This window comes from Bacillus sp. UNC322MFChir4.1 (assembly GCF_000746135.1).
In the GTDB taxonomy this organism is placed as follows: domain Bacteria; phylum Bacillota; class Bacilli; order Bacillales; family Bacillaceae_G; genus Bacillus_A.
The window spans coordinates 115,890-138,975 of record NZ_KN050810.1; the positions used below are offsets into that span (position 1 = coordinate 115,890).

The 23,086-nt window shown below is 35.3% G+C and carries 25 protein-coding genes and 2 pseudogenes; 9 read left to right on the top strand and 18 right to left on the bottom strand.

The genetic code is table 11. From position 1 onward, the window contains the following. Window positions 1–29: 29 nt before the first annotated feature. The 4 genes from BR72_RS19655 to BR72_RS19670 all read right to left on the bottom strand — a co-directional run bounded on the left by BR72_RS19655 (window position 30) and on the right by BR72_RS19670 (window position 3,000). The gene (locus BR72_RS19655) at window positions 30–656 is read right to left on the bottom strand and encodes an FMN-dependent NADH-azoreductase (RefSeq protein ID WP_035435916.1); all 627 of its coding nucleotides are present in this window, start codon (window positions 654–656) and stop codon (window positions 30–32) included. Between the two features lie 203 nt (window positions 657–859). Then, a complete protein-coding gene (locus BR72_RS19660; protein ID WP_035435919.1) occupies window positions 860–1,504 on the bottom strand; it encodes a DsbA family oxidoreductase in 645 nt (214 codons plus the stop codon). A 154-nt stretch (window positions 1,505–1,658) separates the two neighbouring features. Continuing rightward, window positions 1,659–2,258 carry a DUF3238 domain-containing protein gene (locus BR72_RS19665; RefSeq protein ID WP_035435922.1) on the bottom strand — a complete coding sequence of 200 codons (600 nt, stop codon included), beginning with the start codon at window positions 2,256–2,258 and terminating at the stop codon, window positions 1,659–1,661. 157 nt (window positions 2,259–2,415) lie between these two features. Continuing rightward, complete coding sequence (locus BR72_RS19670; protein WP_035435924.1) at window positions 2,416–3,000, bottom strand: DUF3238 domain-containing protein; 585 nt, start codon at window positions 2,998–3,000, stop codon at window positions 2,416–2,418. 200 nt (window positions 3,001–3,200) lie between these two features. On the opposite strand from BR72_RS19670, the gene BR72_RS19675 reads away from it, so the two are divergent. Then, window positions 3,201–3,677 carry a MarR family winged helix-turn-helix transcriptional regulator gene (locus BR72_RS19675; protein WP_035435927.1) on the top strand — a complete coding sequence of 159 codons (477 nt, stop codon included), beginning with the start codon at window positions 3,201–3,203 and terminating at the stop codon, window positions 3,675–3,677. Window positions 3,678–3,900: 223 nt separating this feature from the next. On the opposite strand, the gene BR72_RS27695 is transcribed toward BR72_RS19675, so the two are convergent. Next, a complete protein-coding gene (locus tag BR72_RS27695; protein WP_442852849.1) occupies window positions 3,901–4,185 on the bottom strand; it encodes an NADPH-dependent FMN reductase family protein in 285 nt (94 codons plus the stop codon). A gap of 257 nt (window positions 4,186–4,442) precedes the next feature. Between BR72_RS27695 and BR72_RS19685 the strand changes: the two genes are divergently transcribed. From BR72_RS19685 to BR72_RS19700, 5 genes and pseudogenes are all read left to right on the top strand, one after another. After that, entirely contained in the window at window positions 4,443–5,657 is a 1,215-nt protein-coding gene (locus BR72_RS19685) for an MFS transporter (RefSeq protein WP_035435930.1), read from the top strand. A gap of 92 nt (window positions 5,658–5,749) precedes the next feature. Continuing rightward, window positions 5,750–5,941: pseudogene (locus BR72_RS25915) on the top strand (Tn3 family transposase); the annotation flags it as partial. Between the two features lie 613 nt (window positions 5,942–6,554). After that, the gene (locus tag BR72_RS19690; protein WP_051957363.1) at window positions 6,555–7,028 is read left to right on the top strand and encodes a GNAT family N-acetyltransferase; all 474 of its coding nucleotides are present in this window, start codon (window positions 6,555–6,557) and stop codon (window positions 7,026–7,028) included. A gap of 116 nt (window positions 7,029–7,144) precedes the next feature. Next, window positions 7,145–7,612 carry a VOC family protein gene (locus tag BR72_RS19695; RefSeq protein ID WP_035435932.1) on the top strand — a complete coding sequence of 156 codons (468 nt, stop codon included), beginning with the start codon at window positions 7,145–7,147 and terminating at the stop codon, window positions 7,610–7,612. Then, window positions 7,609–8,190 (top strand): nucleotidyltransferase family protein, encoded by a 582-nt coding sequence (locus BR72_RS19700; protein ID WP_035435934.1) that lies wholly within the window; start codon window positions 7,609–7,611, stop codon window positions 8,188–8,190. Before BR72_RS19695 ends, BR72_RS19700 begins: the two co-directional genes overlap by 4 nt. Window positions 8,191–8,249: 59 nt before the next feature. Here BR72_RS19700 and BR72_RS19705 read toward each other — a convergent pair whose 3' ends face one another. Both BR72_RS19705 and BR72_RS19710 read right to left on the bottom strand, forming a co-directional pair. Continuing rightward, window positions 8,250–8,963: an SDR family oxidoreductase gene (locus BR72_RS19705; protein WP_035435937.1), complete on the bottom strand. Its 714-nt coding sequence runs from the start codon at window positions 8,961–8,963 to the stop codon at window positions 8,250–8,252. A gap of 158 nt (window positions 8,964–9,121) precedes the next feature. Beyond that, window positions 9,122–10,117, bottom strand: a complete 996-nt coding sequence (locus BR72_RS19710) for an alpha/beta hydrolase family protein (protein WP_197059958.1) — start codon at window positions 10,115–10,117, stop codon at window positions 9,122–9,124. A 304-nt stretch (window positions 10,118–10,421) separates the two neighbouring features. Between BR72_RS19710 and BR72_RS19715 the strand changes: the two genes are divergently transcribed. After that, complete coding sequence (locus tag BR72_RS19715) at window positions 10,422–11,114, top strand: HAD family hydrolase (protein WP_035435938.1); 693 nt, start codon at window positions 10,422–10,424, stop codon at window positions 11,112–11,114. Window positions 11,115–11,174: 60 nt separating this feature from the next. Here BR72_RS19715 and BR72_RS19720 read toward each other — a convergent pair whose 3' ends face one another. Next, window positions 11,175–11,504 (bottom strand): winged helix-turn-helix transcriptional regulator, encoded by a 330-nt coding sequence (locus BR72_RS19720; RefSeq protein ID WP_197059960.1) that lies wholly within the window; start codon window positions 11,502–11,504, stop codon window positions 11,175–11,177. A gap of 176 nt (window positions 11,505–11,680) precedes the next feature. On the opposite strand from BR72_RS19720, the gene BR72_RS19725 reads away from it, so the two are divergent. Next, window positions 11,681–12,274 carry an ester cyclase gene (locus BR72_RS19725; protein ID WP_035435942.1) on the top strand — a complete coding sequence of 198 codons (594 nt, stop codon included), beginning with the start codon at window positions 11,681–11,683 and terminating at the stop codon, window positions 12,272–12,274. Between the two features lie 35 nt (window positions 12,275–12,309). Further along, entirely contained in the window at window positions 12,310–12,861 is a 552-nt protein-coding gene (locus tag BR72_RS19730) for an NAD(P)H-dependent oxidoreductase (RefSeq protein ID WP_035435944.1), read from the top strand. A gap of 78 nt (window positions 12,862–12,939) precedes the next feature. On the opposite strand, the gene BR72_RS19735 is transcribed toward BR72_RS19730, so the two are convergent. From BR72_RS19735 to BR72_RS19775, 10 genes and pseudogenes are all read right to left on the bottom strand, one after another. Next, window positions 12,940–14,043, bottom strand: coding sequence for a Ger(x)C family spore germination protein (locus BR72_RS19735; RefSeq protein WP_035435947.1), 1,104 nt, complete (start codon window positions 14,041–14,043; stop codon window positions 12,940–12,942). Continuing rightward, a complete protein-coding gene (locus BR72_RS19740) occupies window positions 14,040–15,143 on the bottom strand; it encodes a GerAB/ArcD/ProY family transporter (RefSeq protein WP_035435949.1) in 1,104 nt (367 codons plus the stop codon). The genes BR72_RS19735 and BR72_RS19740 overlap by 4 nt, the downstream gene beginning before the upstream one ends. 4 nt (window positions 15,144–15,147) lie before the next feature. Further along, window positions 15,148–16,695 carry a spore germination protein gene (locus BR72_RS19745; protein WP_035435953.1) on the bottom strand — a complete coding sequence of 516 codons (1,548 nt, stop codon included), beginning with the start codon at window positions 16,693–16,695 and terminating at the stop codon, window positions 15,148–15,150. Window positions 16,696–17,080: 385 nt separating this feature from the next. Continuing rightward, window positions 17,081–17,521 carry an ester cyclase gene (locus BR72_RS19750; RefSeq protein ID WP_035435956.1) on the bottom strand — a complete coding sequence of 147 codons (441 nt, stop codon included), beginning with the start codon at window positions 17,519–17,521 and terminating at the stop codon, window positions 17,081–17,083. 163 nt (window positions 17,522–17,684) lie between these two features. Further along, the gene (locus tag BR72_RS19755) at window positions 17,685–18,116 is read right to left on the bottom strand and encodes a cell wall hydrolase (RefSeq protein ID WP_035435958.1); all 432 of its coding nucleotides are present in this window, start codon (window positions 18,114–18,116) and stop codon (window positions 17,685–17,687) included. A 138-nt stretch (window positions 18,117–18,254) separates the two neighbouring features. Continuing rightward, the gene (locus tag BR72_RS27195; RefSeq protein ID WP_231559738.1) at window positions 18,255–18,329 is read right to left on the bottom strand and encodes a hypothetical protein; all 75 of its coding nucleotides are present in this window, start codon (window positions 18,327–18,329) and stop codon (window positions 18,255–18,257) included. Then, window positions 18,326–18,538: pseudogene (locus BR72_RS19760) on the bottom strand (hypothetical protein); the annotation flags it as partial. The gene BR72_RS27195 and the pseudogene BR72_RS19760, both read right to left, overlap by 4 nt. Window positions 18,539–18,682: 144 nt before the next feature. Then, window positions 18,683–20,149, bottom strand: a complete 1,467-nt coding sequence (locus tag BR72_RS19765) for a catalase (RefSeq protein ID WP_035435964.1) — start codon at window positions 20,147–20,149, stop codon at window positions 18,683–18,685. A 483-nt stretch (window positions 20,150–20,632) separates the two neighbouring features. Continuing rightward, window positions 20,633–21,340, bottom strand: coding sequence for a response regulator (locus BR72_RS19770; protein WP_035435965.1), 708 nt, complete (start codon window positions 21,338–21,340; stop codon window positions 20,633–20,635). Then, window positions 21,337–22,944: a sensor histidine kinase gene (locus BR72_RS19775; RefSeq protein WP_035435967.1), complete on the bottom strand. Its 1,608-nt coding sequence runs from the start codon at window positions 22,942–22,944 to the stop codon at window positions 21,337–21,339. Before BR72_RS19775 ends, BR72_RS19770 begins: the two co-directional genes overlap by 4 nt. Window positions 22,945–23,086 lie beyond the last annotated feature (142 nt).

A 23,086-nucleotide genomic window follows, 5' to 3' on the forward strand; every position in this document is an offset into this window, starting at 1 on the left:
GACATATTTAGTGACAAATGTTTTGTTAATTAGAATGTACTTGCTACTGTAACAGCCTTTTCAAGCCCTGCAGCAATAATTTCTTCTGCTTTATCAGGGAATTGGTTGTGGCCTTCGATCACTACTTTCTCCATATCTTTTACACCAAAGAAGCTCATCATACTTGCTACATATTTAACAGCCATCTCCATTTCGGCTTTTGGTCCTTCAGAATATACACCACCACTTGCGTTTAATAATGCAATTTTCTTATCTCCAATCAGACCTACTGGACCTTCTGGCGTATATTTAAATGTTTTGCCCGCGCGGTTTAAGTAATCAATATAAGTGTGTAGTACAGCTGGAATTGTTAGATTCCATAATGGGAAACCAAATACTACTTTATCTGCTGCAAGGAATTGATCTAAATATTTATCAGCAACAGCTACTGCCTTTGCTTCGTCTGCTGTTAAATCAAATCCTCTACTAGCCTTAAATGTACCGTTTATCATATCTACTCCTACATATGGTAATTCTTCCTTGTATAAATCAAGCTCTACCACTGTATCGTTTGGATGTGATTCTTTATAACTCGCTAAAAAAGCCTCGTATAATTTCACACTAACTGCCTGATCTGCTGGACGGTTGTTTGCTTTTACAAATAACACTGTTGTCATTCTCTTTTCCTCCTGTTACTCACTTTTACGTTGTTCTATATTTACCCATTAAAAATGGGTATCCCACTTCTTTTATAATAAAAACAGTGTAGTCAACTTAATTGACTATAATACGTATAGTACAATGGAATTCAAACGAAGTCAACTTAATTGACTTTATTTGAATTTTATATATGAATCATCAAGTATTTATAGCATTAACATTAACAATCTCCATATACATTACATTGCAGTCCATCTAACTTATTCTCTTTACCCTTTTCTAATTCTTGATCAATCGCTTTTGCTAATCTTTCTTTGCTAGCAAATCCTTGAATGACTTCGTCACCAATAATGAACGTTGGAACAGCCATAATTTGTGCTTCTTGATGGGCATGTCTTATAGCTTTTTGATGCATTTCTCGGTACTTTCGTGATATTAATGCTTCTTTAAATACATCTTGAGAAATTCCCACTTCCTCCGCCAATTTTGTTAACACTTCGATGTCTTCAATATTTTGTTCCTCTTGGAAATGTGCAATAAACACTCTATGGTGAAACTCATTTCCTTTTCCAAGTTTCTTTGCAAATTGATAACCTTCAAACGCAAGGTGCGTATATGAACGAAAATGTGGTAACTTTATTTCTAATCCTAATTTTTCAGCAGTAGGATAAATAAATGAATCCCAAGCTTCCATTACACGAGGTTGTGTCCGTGGATCAATTTTCGGAGATGGACTAGGACGCAATTCAAATGGCATCCATTCTACTTCTACATCTTTTTCCTTTACAACCTCATCCAAAGGACCCGTTGCTAAAAAACAAAATGCGCATACAAAATCAGAATAAACTTTAATTTTTACAGTCATATATATGTTCTCTCACTTTTTCTTTTATCGCCCTATTTATAACTGTGAAAGTTACAAATAGGGCGATAAAATATACATTTGAATTGTACCTACATACTTACTGCGAAGAATTTACTTTATCTTGGTTCGATGCCAATGTGGCACCACGCTGAATTTATAATATTTTTTTAAAACTATACTCCATTTCTCCACCTAGAGCTTCAGCTGTATCACCTGTTTCTCTGAAATCATGTGTATGAATTTGTTCAAACGGACCAAAATCTGTTTGTTTATAAAATTCATAGCAAGGGAATCCATCATGTTTACCTTCAATCTCAACAGTACCATCTTTTTTGACATGCACAGTTAAAAGATAGTCAACAGCAGGTGCATTCATATTTAATGGATTGCTAGCACTTGCACTCATTTGAAACTTGACGTCATCAGAAGCCCATTCAATATCAGTGCATACAATACGTTCTGTACTAGCTTTTCCTGTTTTTTTATTGACGGTACCATCTGGATTTGTAACTCTTTCCGTTGTTATGCCCGTATTCCCATATGTGAAAATTTCTTTTTTATGAAAATCTACAACTACTTCTTGTTCAACTCTAGAACGCATAGCGTTTACAGCATAAGGGGTAAATTCACGTGAGTCACCTTCGAATTCGATTAAGTTTCCCTTTTGTTTATCTTCCTTAGGTCCAGTCCAACCTATTGCAGTCCAAGACATTGGAATGAATACACTTGCTCTAATTTTAACGATATTAGTCATGAGAAACACCTCTGTAATTTTAATTTTATTTTGGATAATACATAACCTTTCATCATTGAGCAAAACAGGTCACAATTTCTTTAGAACAATCAATTGTTTTTCTTTTATACTCGCTACTGCTTGTAAAGTGTGATACTCTTCTAATTCATATTTATATTTAAATTGTCTTTTTAAAACTGTATTCCATCTCTCCAGCTAGCGCCGCTGGAGTGTCACCAGTTTTTCTGAAATCATGTGTATAGATTAATTCAAATCGACCAAAATCCGTTTGCTTATAAAATTCATAGCAAGGGAACCCATCATGAGAACCTTCAATATGCAAAGCTCCACTTTTGTTAACACATACAGTTAATAAATAATCAGCCGCAGGTGCTGCTGTATTTAAAGGGTTGCTGGCACTTGCCCTCATTTCAAAAGAGACTTCATCAGCGCCCCACACAACATTCGTACATACAATGTTTTCTGTACCTGTTTTTCCTTTTTTATGCTCAATAGAACCATCTGGATTTGTAATTTTTACAGTTGTAATACAAGCATCTGCAAATGTGAAAATTTCTTTTTTATAAAAATCAATAATCACTTCTTGTTCTAATCTTGACCGCATTGTGTTTACAGCGTATGGTGTAAATTCACGTGCATCACCAGTATATTCGAATACCCTTCCTGTTGCAGGATCTTTAATAGGTGCCAACCAAGCATACGGTGCAAATACACTCCCTCTAATTTTAACGATATTAGCCATGAGAACCCTCCATAATTTATTCATTTTTATTTTGGTGAATCCTATTTCTTTCATAATCATAATATAGCCAACTCAATTGACTATATTATGCATGATACAATGGAATTCAATATAGTCAACTTGATTGACCGTATTACGCATAGTACAATAGGATTCGAATAAAGTCAATTTATTTGACTTTATTTAAGGAGGTTTTATGTATGAATAATCATCAAGTATTTGGTGAATTGGATCTTACATCACTTTTGTCATTATCCTTTAGTGCATCGATTAATGAACTACATGACAGATTGAGCAAATTGGGATTTGGAGACATTAGACCTGTACATGGTTTTATGTTTAAATGTATCATCCCTGATGGAGCAACAGGTATAGAAATAGCTGCATATTTAGGAGTTACAAAGCAAGCTGTGAGTAAAATGGTGGATTACCTTGAGAAATGTGGTTATGTCATGCGCCAAACTCATCCTACTGATAAGAGAGGGAAAATTATTGTTTTGACTGAACGAGGCTGGTTAGTAGTGAAAGCAAAAGAGGAGATACTAGCTGAGATGGAGGGGCGCTGGATTGAAAACATAGGTGCAGAACGAATGCAAATGCTCAAAGAGGATTTAACAAAATTAGTATATGAAGCAAATGAAGGTAAATTGTCATCGAGGTTAAGGCCTATCTGGTAAGAATAAAGTCTATAAAGGGGATCACCACACATTCATTAACTTACGAAACAGATGATTCCCAAAACGATAAGAATCCGTATTTGTCTGTCAATAGTACCAAAAAAATTGTTTAGTGATGAATTAGGTAAAAGTTAAGTAGAAGCTTAGAGATTTGTTAAAAAAATAAAGTATTGCCAATTATATCAATATAATCGGCAATACTTTATTTTTTAGAACGAAATATTTAAAAATCTTTAGCAACTTCTTTAGCTCTAAGAATAGCCTTTTCCTTAATTTTTTGTGCCTTTTCTGGAAACTTGTTGTGACCCTCAATAAATATTCCTTCAAAGGAAGAAGTACCGAAAAATTCCATCATAACTTCTAAATAACGATGACCCATTTCTCTATAAGGCCTCACCATATCAAAAAAAGAAAATTGTACTTTACGACACAATATAGACAAATTTAAGTCAATACCCTGTACGCTAAGGGTAAAATAGACCCAACTAGGTGTTGCAAAAATTAACATTTATGCAACGCTTGCTTTAAGGCATTTTATTCTTTAATGATAATTGACCTTTTAACTAGTTTTACACTTAGCGTATAGAGGACAAATTAAAATGTATCCAATTTACAATTTTCCTTTCTTATGACTCCTTATAGATATCTTTACGTTTTTTATTTTTGTATTGACCTTAAAGTTACTTTAAGGTTTATGCTGAAGATAATTACATAAAAAAGCTTTTTTATGTCTATATTTAATTAATCATAAATGAGGGAAATAATATGGACATTTATAATAGGAAAAAATCATCATTAGCTTTAGTATTATTTAATTTGTTTATCGTATTCTTAGGGATTGGTCTTGTTGTGCCTATAATGCCATCTTATATGAAGACATTACAATTAGGTACTGATATTATGGGATATTTAATTGCTACGTTTGCATTTTTTCAATTATTAACATCTCCTATCGCTGGAATATGGGTAGATACATTTGGTAGAAAGAAAATGATTATAATGGGACTATTCCTTTTTTCATTCTCTGAATTTTTATTTGGTGTGGGAAATCAAATATGGGTGTTATTTCTTTCTAGAGCATTGGGAGGTATTAGCGCCGCATGTATGATGCCGGCAGTTACCGCTTTTATAGCAGATACAACTTCATTAGAAAACAGAGCAAAAGCATTAGGGTATCTATCCGCATCTATCAGTACAGGATTCATCATTGGCCCTGGGATTGGTGGGTTTATATCTGATTTTGGCATACGTGTACCATTCTTTTTTGCAGCTATAATTTCTGGTATCGCTGCATGCTTTTCAGTATTCATTTTGAAAGAACCTATAACTAAGGAACAACGAATTAAAATGAGAGATACCAAGATGCAAATAAGTTTTTTAGAAGAAATTAAACAATCTTTTCATCCTTTATATTTTGTTCCGTTGTTACTTGTCCTTGTTTTAGGGTGTGGCTTATCGGCATATGAGCATATGTTTAGCTTTGTTGTTGATAAAAAGTTTGGTTTTACACCTAAAGATATATCAACAATTATTGCAGTAAGCGCCATATTAGGAGTGGTAGCACAAATCTTATTCTTCGAAAAGTTGGTAAAAAAATTTGGTGAAAAAAGAATCATTCAATGTAGCTTACTCATAGCTGCTATATATATATTTGGTTCCACATTTATTAGTAATTATTGGGTAATCATGATTGTAACATTTATCGTCTTTTTGGCATGTGACTTACTCCGACCAGCAATTACAACATTACTTTCTAAAATAGCTGGAGAAAATCAAGGATTTGCTGGAGGGATGAATTCTACTTATACGAGCTTAGGGAATATTATTGGGCCAGCAATGGGAGGCATTTTACTTAATGTAAATGTTAATCTACCATATATCTTTGCAGGATTAATTCTTACTATTGGATTTGGCATAACGGTATACTGGTCCAGATATATAACAAAAAACAACAGAGATACATTTCCAATGCAATCCTAATTTTATTGAAAGGTTTCTATTTAAACTCGAACCAGAAAGCTTACGTTTTCGTTTCATAAATCCCTTAAGTTGATGGATGTGGGGTAGTACCCCATATATCACATGGAGTTGATGCTTTGCGTACAAAAGGCGTAAATAGTCCTGAGGAATATTTACAGCATATCTCTCCACTTGATTGGGAACATATCACATTGACAGGTGATTATGTGTGGAACTTAAACCAAAAAACAAATTTCAATAATCTAAGACCATTACGCGAGAAAAACTCTATAAAAAAGCGCTAAAATAAATAACCGATTCCTTAATCGTACAGGGAATCGGTTAATTTGTGTCCAAAATGTGTCTAAACGTACAATATTCTTTTTTCGATATGGTGACCCATGCCCATCAACTTAAGAATTCAAAATTACCCCAAACCGAAAAAATGAGCTTTTTGTTACAAGTTAGCAAAAAATTTCCGTTTAGGGGATACTTTAAAATTTTAGCTTGACGGCTATGGGATATCGCCAGCATTTTTGAAAAAAAACATGCTAAGAGCATGCAAGGTTTTATACAATTTTTTGGCTAATCCCGTAACAAACGAGAACCCGAAAACCCACACTATTGTAGTAATGTATAAAATCCTACATGTTTTATAGTATCGGCGATTAAGAGAATCTATTGGTATAAAAGAATTCCTAACGATATCCAACTTTTTATAATGATGCGTTATGTCAAACTCACATGTATAGAATATACAACATAAATTTATGGTAAAATCTTGTTAAAAAGGGGGAATAATCATGTTAATTGATTTAGAAATGAATAAAAAAATGCATCCAACAGTTGCTCTTTTTAAATTAAAGGTAGTTTATAAAAACAAGAGTAGCTCTAATTTTAAAAATAAAAGGTGATATAATGATACGTACGTATAGATTAGATAATGATGTAGACTACATAATTAACTCACATTATGAGCTCTATAGCAGGGAGTTCAATTACGATTTATCTTTCCGAAATTTTATTGCAGATAGTGTAAAGGGTTTTGTAGAAAGGTGCGATAATAAAGAGAATATTTGGATTTTAGAACTCGAAGGAAAGCAAAGTGGCTCGATAAGTATTAAAAAAGTTAATAAAGATACTGCTCAGTTAGGTTTATTTCTTGTTGACCCCACTGTAAGAGGTGCTGGTTATGGACAGCAACTGGTGCAAACAGCTATTGATTTTTGTAAGAAATTAGATTTCAGGAATATCATTCTCTGGACAAATAGCGAACTCACATCAGCAAGACGAATCTATAAAAAAAATGGATTTGTTTTAAAGGAAACTCGAATTCAAACGTTGTCTAACAAAAAACTTACCGAAGAACAATGGGAGTTAAATTTATTGTGAAATTATTATTAAGCTATATAACTTGTTTAGAAAAAATAATGTTTTTTACACTTAGGGGGAGTCGAATTTCTTAACTTGATGGGTATGTAAGGTGACCCCCAAAAGGAGCTATTTTCATGATCAAAGGATTATATGAAGCACATCTTCCTGTCAGTCATTTAGAAACATCGATCTCATTCTATGAATCATTAGGTTTAAAGCTATATAAAAAAGATGAAACAGTAGCTTTCTTTTGGATTATCGAAGGACAAAGCTGGCTAGGGCTTTGGGAAGGAAACGAATACAAAACAAAGTATCATCCTTCTCTTAGACATATCGCCTTTCAAGTAAATTTACACGACTTAGAACATGCGATTGACTGGCTAAAAGAAAAAGGAATGGAAGCGCGGAAAGATTTTGGAATGGAACCTATTGAACCTATCGTATTTCCAAATCAAGCACATGCCTCTGTATATTTCAATGATCCTGATGGCAATAGCTTAGAACTAATCACTCGTCTTCCTTTTGAATTGGACCGAACGGATAAAATGTACTTAAGCGAATGGAAGGACATAACAAAAAAACAGAAGGGCACACACCTATGAAACTAACAAACGAACAAGATATCATTCAATTAGTAAAAGAAGATGCATGGATGATGGATATATTACAGACCGCTAAACAATTACACTTACCCGACTGGTGGGTATGCGCTGGGTTTGTCCGTTCAAAAATATGGGACACTCTGCACGGGTTTGAAGAAAGAACCCCCCTTTCAGATGTTGATGTTGTTTATTTTGATACTGAAAATATTGATGAATCCGAAGAAAAAAAATACGAACAACAACTACTAAATATGCTTCCAAATATACCTTGGTCTGTAAAAAATGAAGCAAGAATGCACATCATTAACAACATGCCACCTTTTTCTTCTTCAATAGATGCCATATCAAAATTTCCTGAAACCGCAACGGCACTAGGTTTGAAATTGGATGAACAGGATGAAATTGTACTAGCTGCTCCTTGGAGTGTACAAGATGTGATTAACTTAGAACTAAGGCCGACTCCTTATTATGAGGAAACGAAGGAATATGCAACTATATATGAAGAGCGTGTACAGAAAAAGAAGTGGGAGGAGAAATGGAGTAAGGTAGAGGTTTTTTATCCTCTAAACTTTATATAGAAACATGAAGAACGCTATTCTCTCAAAAAGAGTAGCGTCTTCTATTCTATCCATACAAACTAAATTAACGTATGCCCACCTTCAACATGCAGAACTGTTCCTGTAACAAACTCGTTCTGCATAGCATATAATACCGCTTTGGCTACATCTTCAGCTTTTCCTACTCGCCCCGCTGGAAGTTTGTTTCCTAGGTCAGTGTAAAATTTGTTCCGTGCTTCTTCTGCCATTTTGCTGCGTGACGGTGTATCAATAATTCCTGGTGAGACAACGTTTACGCGAATTGGGGCTAGTTCTAGCGCTAACGTTTGGCCAAGGTTAGAAACAGCGGCATTGACTGCACCAAGTGTTGCCGATCCAATCATAGATTTATAAGCGACAACTCCAGAGAATAAAGTAATGGAACCATTATCAGCAATGTTAGGTGCACCATATTTCGCTGCATAAAATTGCCCCCAAAATTTATTTTCAAATAACTGACGTGCTGCGGCAGTATCTGTATCGATAAAAGACCCTCCAGATGTTTCTGCTGCTGTAACAACTAAATGATCAATCGGACCTACTTGTTTAAAAAAAGATTGTACTTGTTGTTCTTGCACTGTATCAAGCACATGAATTGTTACGTTTCCTCCTAACTGCTCCTTTGCCCTTTGCAGTTTTTCCTCAGAACGACTAGCAATGATGACCTCGCTGCCTTGCATAAGCGCAAGTCTCGCCGTTTCTAAACCAATTCCAGAACTACCACCGATAATGACAACTTTTTTATTGTGTAACATGTTCATTTCCCCCAGTTTTTCTTGTTTTGTTTTGCTGAGGTTATTGTAATTCTATAACTTTCTTTTTTGAAGTAGTGATATTTAATTCATATAGTTACTTTTTGGAAAGTTTCTTTTTTAATAAGGGGGCACTTCTAAAAAAATTTACTGTATTCACTTCATCTCTTCATCTGATCGACAAACTCACTAACCGACTTCACATATTCATCGTCAAATAGCTCTCTAGGATCAAAAATAGATTTCACAAACATACCCAATTCTGAATTTACATATTGCGGTTTCAACATGGAGTGATTTGCTTCAGGTAAATACGATACTGATAACAGCTCTTTCCGCACTTCTTTTTTATAAACTGCCATCGTGTTTTTAACATCTACATTTTCATCACGACCACCAACAATTAACTTAACAGGCTTTTTTGTTTCTGTGAGGTCCTTTGTGGCATCGCTATTTACATTCTTTTTAATAAAATCCCATCTTTCTTTAGAGATATCTCCTTTATCGTTCGTTACATTTTTGTATTCTTCATAATTACTATTTTTCAAAAGTAACTCTAGAACTTTTTCATTATTTTTCATTCGTTGATTGATTTCTTCTTTCGTTGCACCAGTACTAGTCATACTTTTTTCCGTATAATACTTTCCTTGTTCGATCCAATCAATCGCAGGTGACACTAAAATACTAAACGAAACATCATCACTAGCATTTGCTACTTTTGGGACAACCCATCCTCCTTGACTCGCTCCCCATAAACCTATTTTTTTAGGATTAATATCAAGATTTTTCTTTGCCCATTCAATCACTTCGATTACTTCATTGGCGCGATCTTCCATCGACTGATTTAGCCAATCTCCAGTTGATTTTCCAATACCAGGCTTATCCCAAGCTAAGGACGCATACCCTTTTTTCGCTAATTCCTCCCATAAAGGTAAATAGCCATCATCATACGTTGCGTTTACAGGTCCATCACCATGAACAAAAATAATTAATCCTGGCTTTTCTTTTTCTTTAGGAAAAGAAACAACACCGTGTAATGTAGTTTCTTTCGTTTGAATCGTTACTTCTTCTTGCTTTATATCATAAGAATGTTGGTAAACAATCCATCCTGCCAATCCCAGTATTACAATTCCTAGCACGAGTAAAATCCTTTTCATTTTTTCCTCCTCGTATGATGAAATTCTTGTTTTCATCATGCTTAATAAAGTGAAACTTTAATCAGCCCTCACCAATCGGGCTTTTACGGGCAGTTATCCTCCACCTATCTTCTTCGCTTTTCTCTCAATCTTGAGGTCGAGGTCTTACTTCCCGTTAATGCGGGATAAAAAATGAGAATGACCATTGTAAATTTATGTTAAAATTTATTTAAAGATTACGAGAATTTGCACGTAAACTGATAAGTCGCATTCGCTGAATAGGAATTTAAGTTATGTCAGCAATGATAAAAAGGGAGAGAAACCAATGTTACAATCATTAATTTTTGATATGGACGGAACTTTATTTCAAACAGAAAAAATTCTAGAATTATCACTTGATGATACTTTTAATCATTTACGATCACTACATTTATGGGATACAGTAACCCCTATTGATACATATCGTGAAATTATGGGAGTACCTTTACCAAAAGTATGGGAAGCTTTGTTACCTAATCATTCTAGTGAAGTAAGAGCACAAACGGATGCTTATTTTTTGGAAAGATTAATTGAAAATATAAGAAGCGGGAAAGGTGCATTATATCCCAATGTAGAGGGAATTTTTAGTTATTTAAAAGAAAATAATTATTCCATTTACATAGCAAGTAATGGTTTAACGGAATATTTACAAGCAATTGTAAGTTATTATAATTTGAATAATTGGGTTACTGAAACATTTAGTATTCAACAAATACAAACGCTCGATAAAGGTGATTTAGTTAAAACAATTATCGAAAAATATGATATAAAAAAGGCTGCAGTAGTCGGTGATCGTCTATCTGATATAAATGCAGCGAAAGATAATGCTTTGATCGCAATTGGATGTAATTTTGATTTTGCACAAGAAGAGGAACTTGTACAAGCTGATTTTGTAATAAATGACTTAATGGAGTTAAAAACATTGTTGCCTAAGATGAAAATCGCTTACGAAACAAATGAATACTTTACGAAATCATAAATCAGCGCTCAGAATGATAGAATTCTGAGCGCTTTTATTTGTGATTATTTACAGTGTTTTCTATAACGTTAATCCGAAGCGCTTTAGTTCAATAAAAATATGTTCTAAACGTTCTCCCTTCTCCGTTAATGTATATTCAACCCGCGGGGGAACTTCTGGATATACCGTTCTTTCTACAATTCCTTGTGCTTCAAGTTCCTTCAAACGAAGCGAGAGCGTTTTTGGGCTAATTCCGTCTATTGATTTTTGCAAATCACTAAATCGCATCGTTCCTTCAATAAGAAGATCCCGAATAATTAAAAACGTCCACTTTGTCCCGATCACATCAAGTGTTTTCGCAATGGGACAAACCTGTCCTGGTGTTCCTTTTGTTAATTTGATTTGCTCCATGTTACTCACTGAACCACGCTCCTAAAATTTTTTTCGATTCATTTTCTTTATGGTATCACAATTCTATCTTTACGGTAACTATATGAAATAAATATCACTACTTCCCAAAAGGAACTAACTATACATAAAATATTATTAGCGACCGACGCTTTTTACAAAATAAGGAGGTTATAAAAATGGGTGTAAAAAACATAGCTAGTGCCATAAGTATCTTCGGGTTCATGATTATGTTGGCAGCTTGTCATACACAAACATCAGAATACAAGACTGCTGCACCAGCCAAGAAAGATATTCAATTGTTGAGGGATTTTCCACAACCTAAATCGATGACAATCGATCCTTCGTTGAATCAACAGAAAGCTACGGAAATGGTTCATGCTGCCCAGCGCTTCTATGCATTTTGGAATACTGGTAATGACGCTCTAATCCCACAAACTGTTACAGACAACTTTTTTGATAACACGCTGCCGAAAGAGCGTCCTCAAGGACCAAAAGGCTTAACATTTGCATCAAGCAATTTCCGTAAAGCCGTTCCCGACTTACAGTGTAACATCGAGGATTTACTAGTAACTGGCGACAAAGTAACAGCCCGTCTATCATTCACTGGAACACATAAAGGTAACTTTGGAGAGAAACAGCCAACTGGCAAAGCTGTTCACTTCTTTGCTATCGATATTTTACGAGTGAAAGATGGGAAAATTGTTGAAGATTGGCACTTAGAAGATAATCTAACGCTTATGCAACAACTCGGCGTTGTACCGGAAAATTAATGGAAACACATCATAAAATAAAGGGGAAAACTACAATGAAAAATATCCTTATTATAAACGGCCATCAAACTTACAGATCAGCAGAAGGAACATTAAATAAAACCTTGACAGATAACATAGTGAATGTATTAAGTGCAAATAACGATGTCCAAACAACAGTTGTTCAAAACGGATACAATATCGAGGAAGAACAAAGTAAGTTTTTATGGGCTGATATTATCATCTTTCAAACACCTATTTATTGGTTCAATGTGCCTGGTTTACTGAAGACATATATGGATGAAGTGTATGCTTATGGATTATTTTTCAAAGGATCTGAGCAATATGGAAGAGGCGGCTTATTAACTGACAAACACTATATGTTTTCAACTACATGGAATGCTCCTAAGCAAGCATTTAACGATCCAGCACAATTCTTTGGAGGAAAGAGTTTAGAAGAAGCACTCAGTCATTTACATCGAACACACGAGTTTATCGGTATGAAGCCGTTAAAGAGCTTTGCTTGCTATGATGTAATAAAAAATCCAGATATTGATAAATTTATATTTGAACTGAATACACATCTAGAAGAAGTATTGCCGCTTTAAATCAGCTGTCATGAGAAAAGCCCCTTCATAAAATTGAAGGGGCTTGCAGTTTTTATACGAATTCCAGTTAAACGCTTATTACTTAATCGTTCCCATCCCACCAATTGTCACATGTACCTTAACGTTCACATCCCCTTTTGCCAATGCTTTATTCCAATTATTTTGGACTTTTTTCCACTCTGGATATGTATAAGTTCTTGCATATGTACCCAGTCCAATCGGATCGATTTCAGCAGCTTGTATTTTCTTTATTAAATTCTTGAAATCAGCTTGCAATTTCGTTTCAATAGCTTTTTCCAGCTTTGCTGCCTCCTTTTTTGTATTAAATGGAAAAAGTCGTTCTGTAATGGCGATTCTCATCTTTACATCTATATGAAACATAAATTTACTGTCATATTTCACCTTAGTCTTTACCTTAATATTTTGAGCAACAAAGCTTATCCAATCTTTATTACTGTCATCCGCTTTCGGATTGGTTGCAATTGTGAATAGAAACTCACCATTATTTTTATGCTGTAAGATGCGTAACAATCTGTTTTCATCGGGTTTCAGCGTTAATTTATATTTTCCTTTTTCGTCCAAAAGGGCTGTTCCTGTCAGCCATATTTTCTTCTTTTTTTTCATCTCGGTAATACTCGCTGTCATCCCTTTATCTTTCATTTGTTCATGCAATTCTTGAAGAGTTGTTTTTACCACAACATTTCGTTTAGAGGCCGTTTCAACTAGTTTCGTTAAATACAAAGGGAGCCGTGGCTTATCTTTTGGGTTATAAAAGATTACGTCCGAAACAGGTCCATCAACAGCGACAATCCTTGCAGTCACTGTATTTTTTGGGTCTCGGTAAAATGGATCGAGGTAATCATCCCAATTTGCTCGTTGCAGCAGCCGTTTCCCAACTAAGAAGACTTGCGTTTTACTTCCTGATGTTAACGCCATAACTGTAGCATCGAATTTCTCTCTAGCATTTCGAACTGTAACAGATTTCACACCAGTATTTTCTTCTTTACTCTTTGCTTCTTTATTAAAAACAGGGCTTGACATGTACACCAATAAATTATCATTATGATCTAAATCCACACCAATTATAAGACTAAGGGAAACGTCTTCAACATTTGTTTGATCAAAACACCCTGTCGTCATAAACGTCAATAACAAGACACAACATAGCACCTTCCTTTTCACTGTATTCCCCTCCGATGGTACTTCTCATATACCCAGCTATATATCCATAAGACTACAGGTGATATATACGTCAATCCTAATCCCGCATTTGATACTGCCTGTTGCCAACTATCAGCTTTATTCCAAGTAGGAAGGTTCCAAAATATGAAACCTATAATAAGTAATAATAGAACGATGACGTGAGAACTATGGTCTTGTTTTCCAAGTAATTGACTAGAGCAAAATACAGCGCAGTATATGCAAGGCATCCAAGCTGTTGAAACAACAATTAAGTAAACAGCTAATAAAAACATGTCAAAACGTTCTAAAAACCGAAATTCAATTACTTTCAATAAATTTAGTACAGGCTGATTAAATTCCGTAATACTGTCAGGACTAAAATAGGCAAAGCAAATAAGAGTAGTAAATAAATAAAATAACATCGTCAAAGTATTGGCAATCACGATTCCATGGACTGCATACTGTTTTTTTTGTAAGAAGGGATATAAAAAGAACGCGATATCAAACCCTAAAAAAGTAAAAATAGTAGTTGGTACAGCTGTTAATACCGATTTCCATCCTTCTTTTAAGAGCGGAAAGAACGGCAGCCAACTCCAACCTCCTTTTAGCGGTATCAAAAAAAAGAGCGGAAGCCAAATCATCATATAAAAAACGAGTTCACAGTAACGCCCTATTATCCGAATGCCATTGCGCACAACAAGAAATGTAGGAATTGAAAACAAAAATATAATGATATAGTCAGGCGTTTTCGGAAGAAGCCACCCCTTAATATACAGCATGGTATTCACAAGAATGATGCACGAATAACAAGCAAAATAGATCATATAAATAACAATTAGCGCTTTCCCAACTATTTTGCCAAACAATCGTATAAGAATGTCATAAAGCGTGTCCTCTGGATATCTTGCAGATGTTTTCACAATAAAAATACCGGATATCGTGGAGAATATCCAACCGATAATTATAGCTATCCATCCATCCGTTCCAGCTTTTTCTGCAAGCACTCGCGGGAGAGATAAAACTCCAGTTCCTACCTGCATTCCATTAATTAAAAAAATATACTGCAGAAGAGTAATGTCATTATAGGCATACTTTTTCATAGTTTCACCTTTTATTATGGTTTTTTCCTTGTCGAATAGATTGAGTAGCTCCCGTACCCTTAGGACGATTTTTCATTGTCCATAAAGGAAAGCGTATAAAAGTATCCTTCATATTAGCAAAGCGAAACGGTGCTAACGGAGTCCCATAAGGAGTTCCGAGCGATTCAAGACTGATGAGATGTGCAACTAATGTCATCCACCCGATAACAATTCCGACAATCCCAAACAAAGCAGCCGATATCATCATAGGAAAGCGCAACAGTCTGATCGCCGCTCCCATATCATAATTAGGAATAATAAAAGAAGCGATAGCCGTAACAGCAACAACGATAATCATAATGTTGCTGACAATTCCCGCTTGAACAGCGGCCTGTCCAATAATAATCCCGCCTACAATTCCAACTGTTTGACCGATTGGAGCAGGTAGCCGTAGGGCGCCTTCTCTCATCATTTCCAGTGTCATTTCCATAAGTAGCGCTTCCATAACTGGAGAAAAAGGTACACGCGTTCTTGATTCTGCGATAGATAAAAAAAGTTCTACAGGAATAACTTCAAAATTAAAGGAAATAAACGCAACATAACTCGCAGGTAAAAATAGAGCTATCATAAAAGCAATAAACCGGAGTATCCGAATAAACGAAGCAACTAACCAACGTGTCCCGTAATCGTCGACTCCTTGAAAAAAGGAGATAAAGTTTGTTGGAGCAATTAATACATGGGGAGAACGATCCACTACAGCTACAAATCTCCCTTGAAGAATATGAGATATAGCCACGTCTGGTCTTTCAGTTAGCATAAATTGCGGAAACGGTGAATACGGATTATCTTCAATGAATTCGATAAGTTCACCCGCACTCGCTATAGAGTCGACCGTAATACCTTGAATCCGTGTTTCCAATTCTTTCAGAACATCTTCAGAAGCTACATCTTTCAAATATAAAATAGAAATTCTCGTTTTACTTCGCATACCAACTGTTATTTCTTGCACCTTGAATTCGCGATGAGGGATGTATCTTCGAATCATTGCGATATTTTGACTTCCAGTTTCTACAAACGCTTGATGAGAACCTTTTAGAGATATTTCATTACGAGTATCTTCAATATTTCTTTGCGGCCATCCTTTTGTATCTAATTGATACGCTGTAGCTTGGCCATGAAGGAATAAAATACTATCGCCTTCCAAAATAGCATTTTCAATTCGGCCCCACGTATTAATTATTTCAACATGACCCAATGGAATTGGAAGTTCCGCATTCGCATCATAGACGCTATCCATCAATGGAGTTAAAACATGTTTTTGAATCGATAGCTTATCAGTTAATCCAGACAAATATACTAAAGCTGCTTCTATTCCATCTCCTGACATTGAAAACCGCCGAATCACTAAATCAGGAGCTTGACGAAAGAGTTCCTGAAGCTCACCAATGTTTTTAGATAAATCCGCATCTAAGAGGGAGTCCTCTATATTTTCATCCTGAAAATGACGATCGTCGCGTCTTGAAAACGACCTAGGATTGCCCCTGCTTTTTAACCGTTTCAGAAAATTAACCATGAACTCCCCCACTCTCTACGTACGTTTTATATTATTGTTTAGTATGTATTTCCTAAGGGAAAATATTCTATATGAGCATTTTGGCTCATTATTCATGAACTATATATATCCGAGTTAAAAAAAATAAAAACACCTTTCTTTTAGCGAAGGACAAGAGCATCTAGCCATGCATGGAATTAGTCAAGGCCTTTTCCTGCCACATGCGAGGTTTAAAACAAAGTGAGTGAGTGTAGATCATGTTGTATTCTCCATAGCAACGATTTATATATTTAAAAATTAAAATGGATTTATATAACAGTCCTATTAAGTAAAACAAAAAGCATTTCTTTCTATATGCATCATAGAAAGAAATGCTTTTTGTTTTAACGATATACAATACATATTTTTAATGATTTTCGATTTTTTTCTTTTTATTTCGTTCTAATTGAGCCGTAATACCAGTGCGGTCAATTTGAATCCAGTACTCCACAATTTTTCCGCCTTCTACACGATACACCGCGCTCGCTAATTCAATGATAGGAAGTCTAGTTGGTTGGTATCCATCAACTTCACCAATATGAGTACCTGTTTGTTTCCAGCGAACATATACACGATCTTGCTGAGATGCTAACAACTCTTGAATTTCTAAAGTAAACGTACCATAAACATCCAACATCTCTTGTACATGATCCGCATAATCCATAGGAGATCTTTCAACTGTTACTTCATCTTCAGCTTGAACTTGATGAGCCAACACTTTTTCTGCCATAAACTCTGTTACTAAATGCAGATTACGTCCTGAACGTATTTCTTCAAAAAATCCTCTAACTACAATCTCAGGCATCATATAACAATCGCTTCCTCTCAGTATTATTTTCTATGAAAATAACAAAAACCACCTCATTTTGCAAATGAGATGGTTTTTTTATCCGTCGACTCTCATCGAACAATCTTTATTTTGTGTCGAATCGCCGATAAATTGTAAAAAGCACTGATATATTTCTTCTGCGCTACTTTCCACTATATACTTTCGGGCATTCGTCTCCAGTCGGTTCGTAAAAACAATGATTCTTGTATTGTCCTGCATGAGGCTGATCCCACCACGTCGGAGGACAATTACCAACTGGCCGAAAAAACCACAAAGAATATACACCTGGCCATATACGAGCATAATTCAAACACTTTCTTGCCATTTCTTTCTCGCTCTCTCTTGCTCTTTGATAAAAATACCCTTTCGTCGTTGCTTCAAATCCGCCTGGCTGCTGATACACCATTTGCGAAATATTTGTAATTTGTTTAAAGTCTAAACAATCACACATGACGCGATTCACACCTACTGTCCCTACAGCCATCATCCCTTGTTGCCCTTCTCCTTCTGCCTCTGCACGCATGAGACGAGCTAATAAATCCACATCACTTTCTGTATACGCAATTCTCGTCATTTTATCCCTCCACTCTCCCTATCACTATATGCAAAAAGGATTATTTGTTTTAAAAAGACAAGTTCTAAATAATAAAAAGCCCGAGTAGCGACTTTTTAACCTGTCTACTACTCGGGTTTTTGATAAAAAACAATCTAATTATTTAACTCTTCGACGGAATAATAACATTCCACCTAAAACAAACAACATCATTCCTCCTGCTACTGAAATCATCCATTCTGATGTTCCCCCTGTTTCAGGAAGTAATCCCTGCCCTTATTATCCTTTTTATTAGATGACGCTTCTGGATTCTTAATATTCGTGTTTGTACCTGTGTTTGTTTTTATATCTGTATTTGTATCTGTATTTGTTGGGACTTTAATCTTTGTATTCGTAATGTCATAACCATTCACTTCGGATTGGTATCCTGCTACTGGTTGTTCTTTTACTTCATACTTGTACGCTACGCCGTTCGCATCGTACGATTGTAGAAAAGGCCCTGGCCGTTTCTATGCACGGCCAGGTGCTCTCGTCTATCTGGAAGTATACTGTTTTTTAACTTTCATATAAAAGAATGGTCATTCCTCCTACCTCACAGATCCTCCCACATACGCTGAAATATCAACGTTTAACGCTTCTGCTAAACGCATACCATATTTTCGATCTGCACGGAAGAAATTACAAATCGCAAGCAGTTTTGTTTGTTCATTTACACCTTTCAAATCATTTACCAAGTTTGCAATTAAATTATCTTGTTCTTCTTTTGAGAATGAACGATAACGCTCACCCGCTTGTTGGAAATCATTTGGCTTCTCAATTTTCTCACGAGATACATAACCTTCAAGTTTCATAGTTGAATCGCGATATACCGAATCTTCAGTTGGATTTTCCGCATGACGACTTGGTTCGTAATTGATTGTAGATGACTGTTGATTTACTTGCATGAAACCATCACGCTGTTGATTATGCACCGCTGCGTACGGACAGTTTACAGGGATTTGTAAGTAATTTGCCCCTAAGCGATAACGTTGTGTGTCTGGATAAGAGAATAAACGTCCTTGTAATAATTTATCCTCAGATGGCTCAATACCAGGCACAGTTGCGCTTGGTGAAAATGCCGCTTGCTCAACTTCTGCAAAGAAATTTTGTGGGTTACGATTTAACGTCATTGTACCTACTTCCGTTAATGGGAAACGATCTTCTGACCACATTTTTGTTGGATCTAGTGGATCAAACTCTAAGGAATCCATTTCATCTAGTTTCATAACTTGTACGTGAAGATCCCATTTTGGATAATTTCCACGCTCAATCGCATCAAATAAATCACGAGTTGCATGATTAAAATCTTTTCCTTGCATTTGTTCGGCTTCTTTTACATTAAAGTTACGTACACCTTGCTTTGGCTTCCAGTGATATTTTACATATACAACCTCGCCATTGTCGTTTACCCATTTAAATGAATGAACACCGAAGCCTTCCATTTCGCGATAATTTGCAGGTGTACCGTAATCAGAAAATACCCAAGTTAACATATGAGTCGATTCTGGTGTTAGCGTCATGAAATCCCAATAACGATCTGGTGTTTGAATATTTGTATTAGGCGCTGGTTTTAAAGAATGCACCATATCTGGGAATTTGATTGCATCACGAATGAAAAATACAGGTAAGTGGTTACCAACAAGATCATAGTTCCCTTCTTCTGTATAAAACTTCACCGCAAATCCCCTTGGATCACGAGCTGTTTCTGGAGAACCTTGCCCATGAATAACCGTTGAGAAACGAACAAATACAGGTGTTTCTGTTCCTTCTTTCTGTAAGAATGCTGCTCTTGTATATTCTTTCATACTATTTTTTGTTACGAAAACACCATGAGCACCAGCACCTCGTGCATGTACAACGCGCTCAGGAATACGTTCACGATCAAAATGAGCTAATTTTTCTACTAAATGATAATCCTCTAATAATACTGGCCCGCGACGACCTGCTGTACGAGAATTTTGATTATCCCCTACAGGAGCACCTTGGTTTGTTGTTAAGCGATTGTGTTGGTTCATTTTGGAGCCTCCTCTTATATAATAATTATTTATTTAAAATGATTATAATTTAATTATTATTAAAAAGAGAGCCATTTGTCAACTATTTGTTTAAATTTTTTTTAAAACTACTCCTACTATATGATTGATAACCCTTCTTCATCACCTCCATGCCTATGTGCTTGATATAAGATAAAACAAAGAAAAAGTAGCCTATACACATACATAACAATCACGAAAAAACAGAGAAAACCTTAAAAAATAGAATTTTCAGTCTTCTATTTCTAAAAAAAGAATTTGCTACTTCCTCTTTGTGAGTTCAAGTTTAACACTAAAAATACACGGCTACAAGATGAAAAGTGACAATTTTCTCATTAATTCGACATCATTCTACAATCTATCTTAAAATGTTCACATAATTTTAAAAACACTTATGATCCACGCTTATTTCCAACAAAAAAACTGCCCCCCAAAAAACGTTTAGAACGCCATTTGGGAACAGCTTCATATGTACAAATGTATTTTGCTTTCATCAATACAACGCAGTTTACTTACCGGTCTTCCTACTTGTTGATACACCATTTCATTCTCTAAAACTCCAATTTCAATTAAAAACATGACATACTTTCGAATGGAAACTCTAGAAATCCCAACCAATTGTGCCATTTCTTCTGTTGTAAATATTTTTCCATGAAGCAATTGTATCTGTTTCCAAACTAGCTGCAATGTTTGCTTTGTTAGTCCTTTTGGCAGTTCTTTACCTGCAAGAGGTTCTATTTTTTCTTTTTGTAAAATCAATGCATCTAGTTCAGATTGATTAATATTAGGCTGCGCCTTCATAAATTTAAATTTTTCACGATAAGCAGATAATGCTTCCTTAAAACGTTCAAATGTAAATGGCTTAATTAAATAATCTACAACTCCATATTGCAGTGCCTTTTTAATACTTACCATATCATGCACCGCAGAAATCATCATCACATCAATTTCTTTTTCTTTATTTCGAATATGCAATAACAATTCAAACCCAGTATCACCAGGCATAAAAATATCAAGTAATATAAAATCTATATGGGATTCTTCTAGTACACGTAACGCTTCATCTACAGAGTTAGCTATATGAACAAGTTCAAACCCGCCAACTTGTTCTAAATAATGTTTATTTAACATCGCTACCATTGGGTCATCTTCTACAATTAAAACTTTGATCATAGTTCTATCTCATCCCTACTTTTATATGGTGTTTCAATTGAGATTGTCGTTCGCTTTCCTAATACTGAATCGATATGTATAGTTCCTTTTATGCGCTCTACGCTTTCTTTCACAAGATATAAGCCATATCCGCGATTTTCTCCTTTTGTAGAGTACCCTTTTACAAATAATTTATCTATTTCTTCTTGTTTAATCCCATTACCTGTATCTGTAACTTTTACAATTAGTCCATTGTAATATATAATTTCAACATTTACCTGCTTATTTTTACAATCCGCTACTGCATCCAAGGCATTATCAATTAAATTCCCTACAATTGTAATGAGTTCATGAATAATATCCTCATCTTCCGGCTCTGGTAAATAAGCATCTTCACTGATCGTTAATTCGATTCCTTTTTCTCTTGCATAGCTAAGTTTCCCAAGTAAAAAACCTGCAAACACAGGATTTTTTATCTTCCGCATCACATCTCCAATTTCATATTGATGCTCTGATACCATACTGCTAACATACGTTTCTAATTGTTCATAATTCTTCATATGTGTTAATCCCAAAACAACATGCATCTTGTTCATAAATTCATGAGATTGTGCACGCAAAGCCTCTGCATATAGTCGAATACCGGTTAACTGCTCTGCTAATTTTCTTATTTCTGTTTTATCACGAAATGTCGCAATCGCCCCAACAATTTCTCCCTTTACATATAATGGAACCCGGTTCGTAACAATTGTAATTCCATGTAGACTTTGTTCCTCATCGAACTGCGCTACTCCGGTTTGCAATACTTCTTTTATCCGTGAATTCGGCATATATTTCTTAATGTCTTTACCAATAAACTCTTCTTTAATCCCGCTTTTCCCAATTAACCGCCTGGCTTCGTTATTAATTAAAGTAATCCGCGCATCCTTATCAATTGCGATAATTCCTTCTTTGACAGACTGTAACATCGTATTGCGTTCTTCTAAAATCTTTGAAATTTCACTAGGTTCGAGACCGAATAAAATTTTCTTAATGTGTCTAGCCAATAAAATAGCCCCTATAATTCCTACTAAAATCCCAACGCTGACACCGATATACATAATATTTCTGCTTTCTTCGACCATCTCTTCTACATTATTAGCTGAAATTCCAACAGCTACAACCCCTATTTGTTTTTTCGTTTCAGAAAAGATTGGTACAAATACTCGCATAGACCTTCCTAATGTCCCTTTTGCTGTTGATACATACTCTTTTCCTTTCAAGGCCGTTTCCTCATCGCCTCCAACGAAATGTTGGCCTATTTTCGTTGGATCTGGATGAGATTTTCGTATCCCATTCATATCCATAACGACAATGAATTGAACATATGTATTTTTTAAAAGCCGATTTACATTCGGCTGAATTTCAGATTCATCTTTTCTTCCCGATAAAGCATCAATTACGAGCGGTGAATTTGCTGTAATACGTGCAACCACTTTTGCTTTTTCAATTTGACTTTCTTCTGTCGTACGTTCGACATGATGACTAATTAAAATATCAGTTACAAGTAAAGCAAATGCAACTACAGCACATACTAAAAATGCGATCGTTTTCTGCAAGTCCCAAAACGTCTTACTTTTCTCCATCCCGCCTGTTCCCCCTGTAATTTCTATATTGCATGCGAAATCTATAATACTAATTCTTTACAATGAAAACAACTTTTTTTCTTAAGTACGGTTATATGGAACATTTCACTCATTGAAACTCCAAAAAAATCCAGAGAAGTCT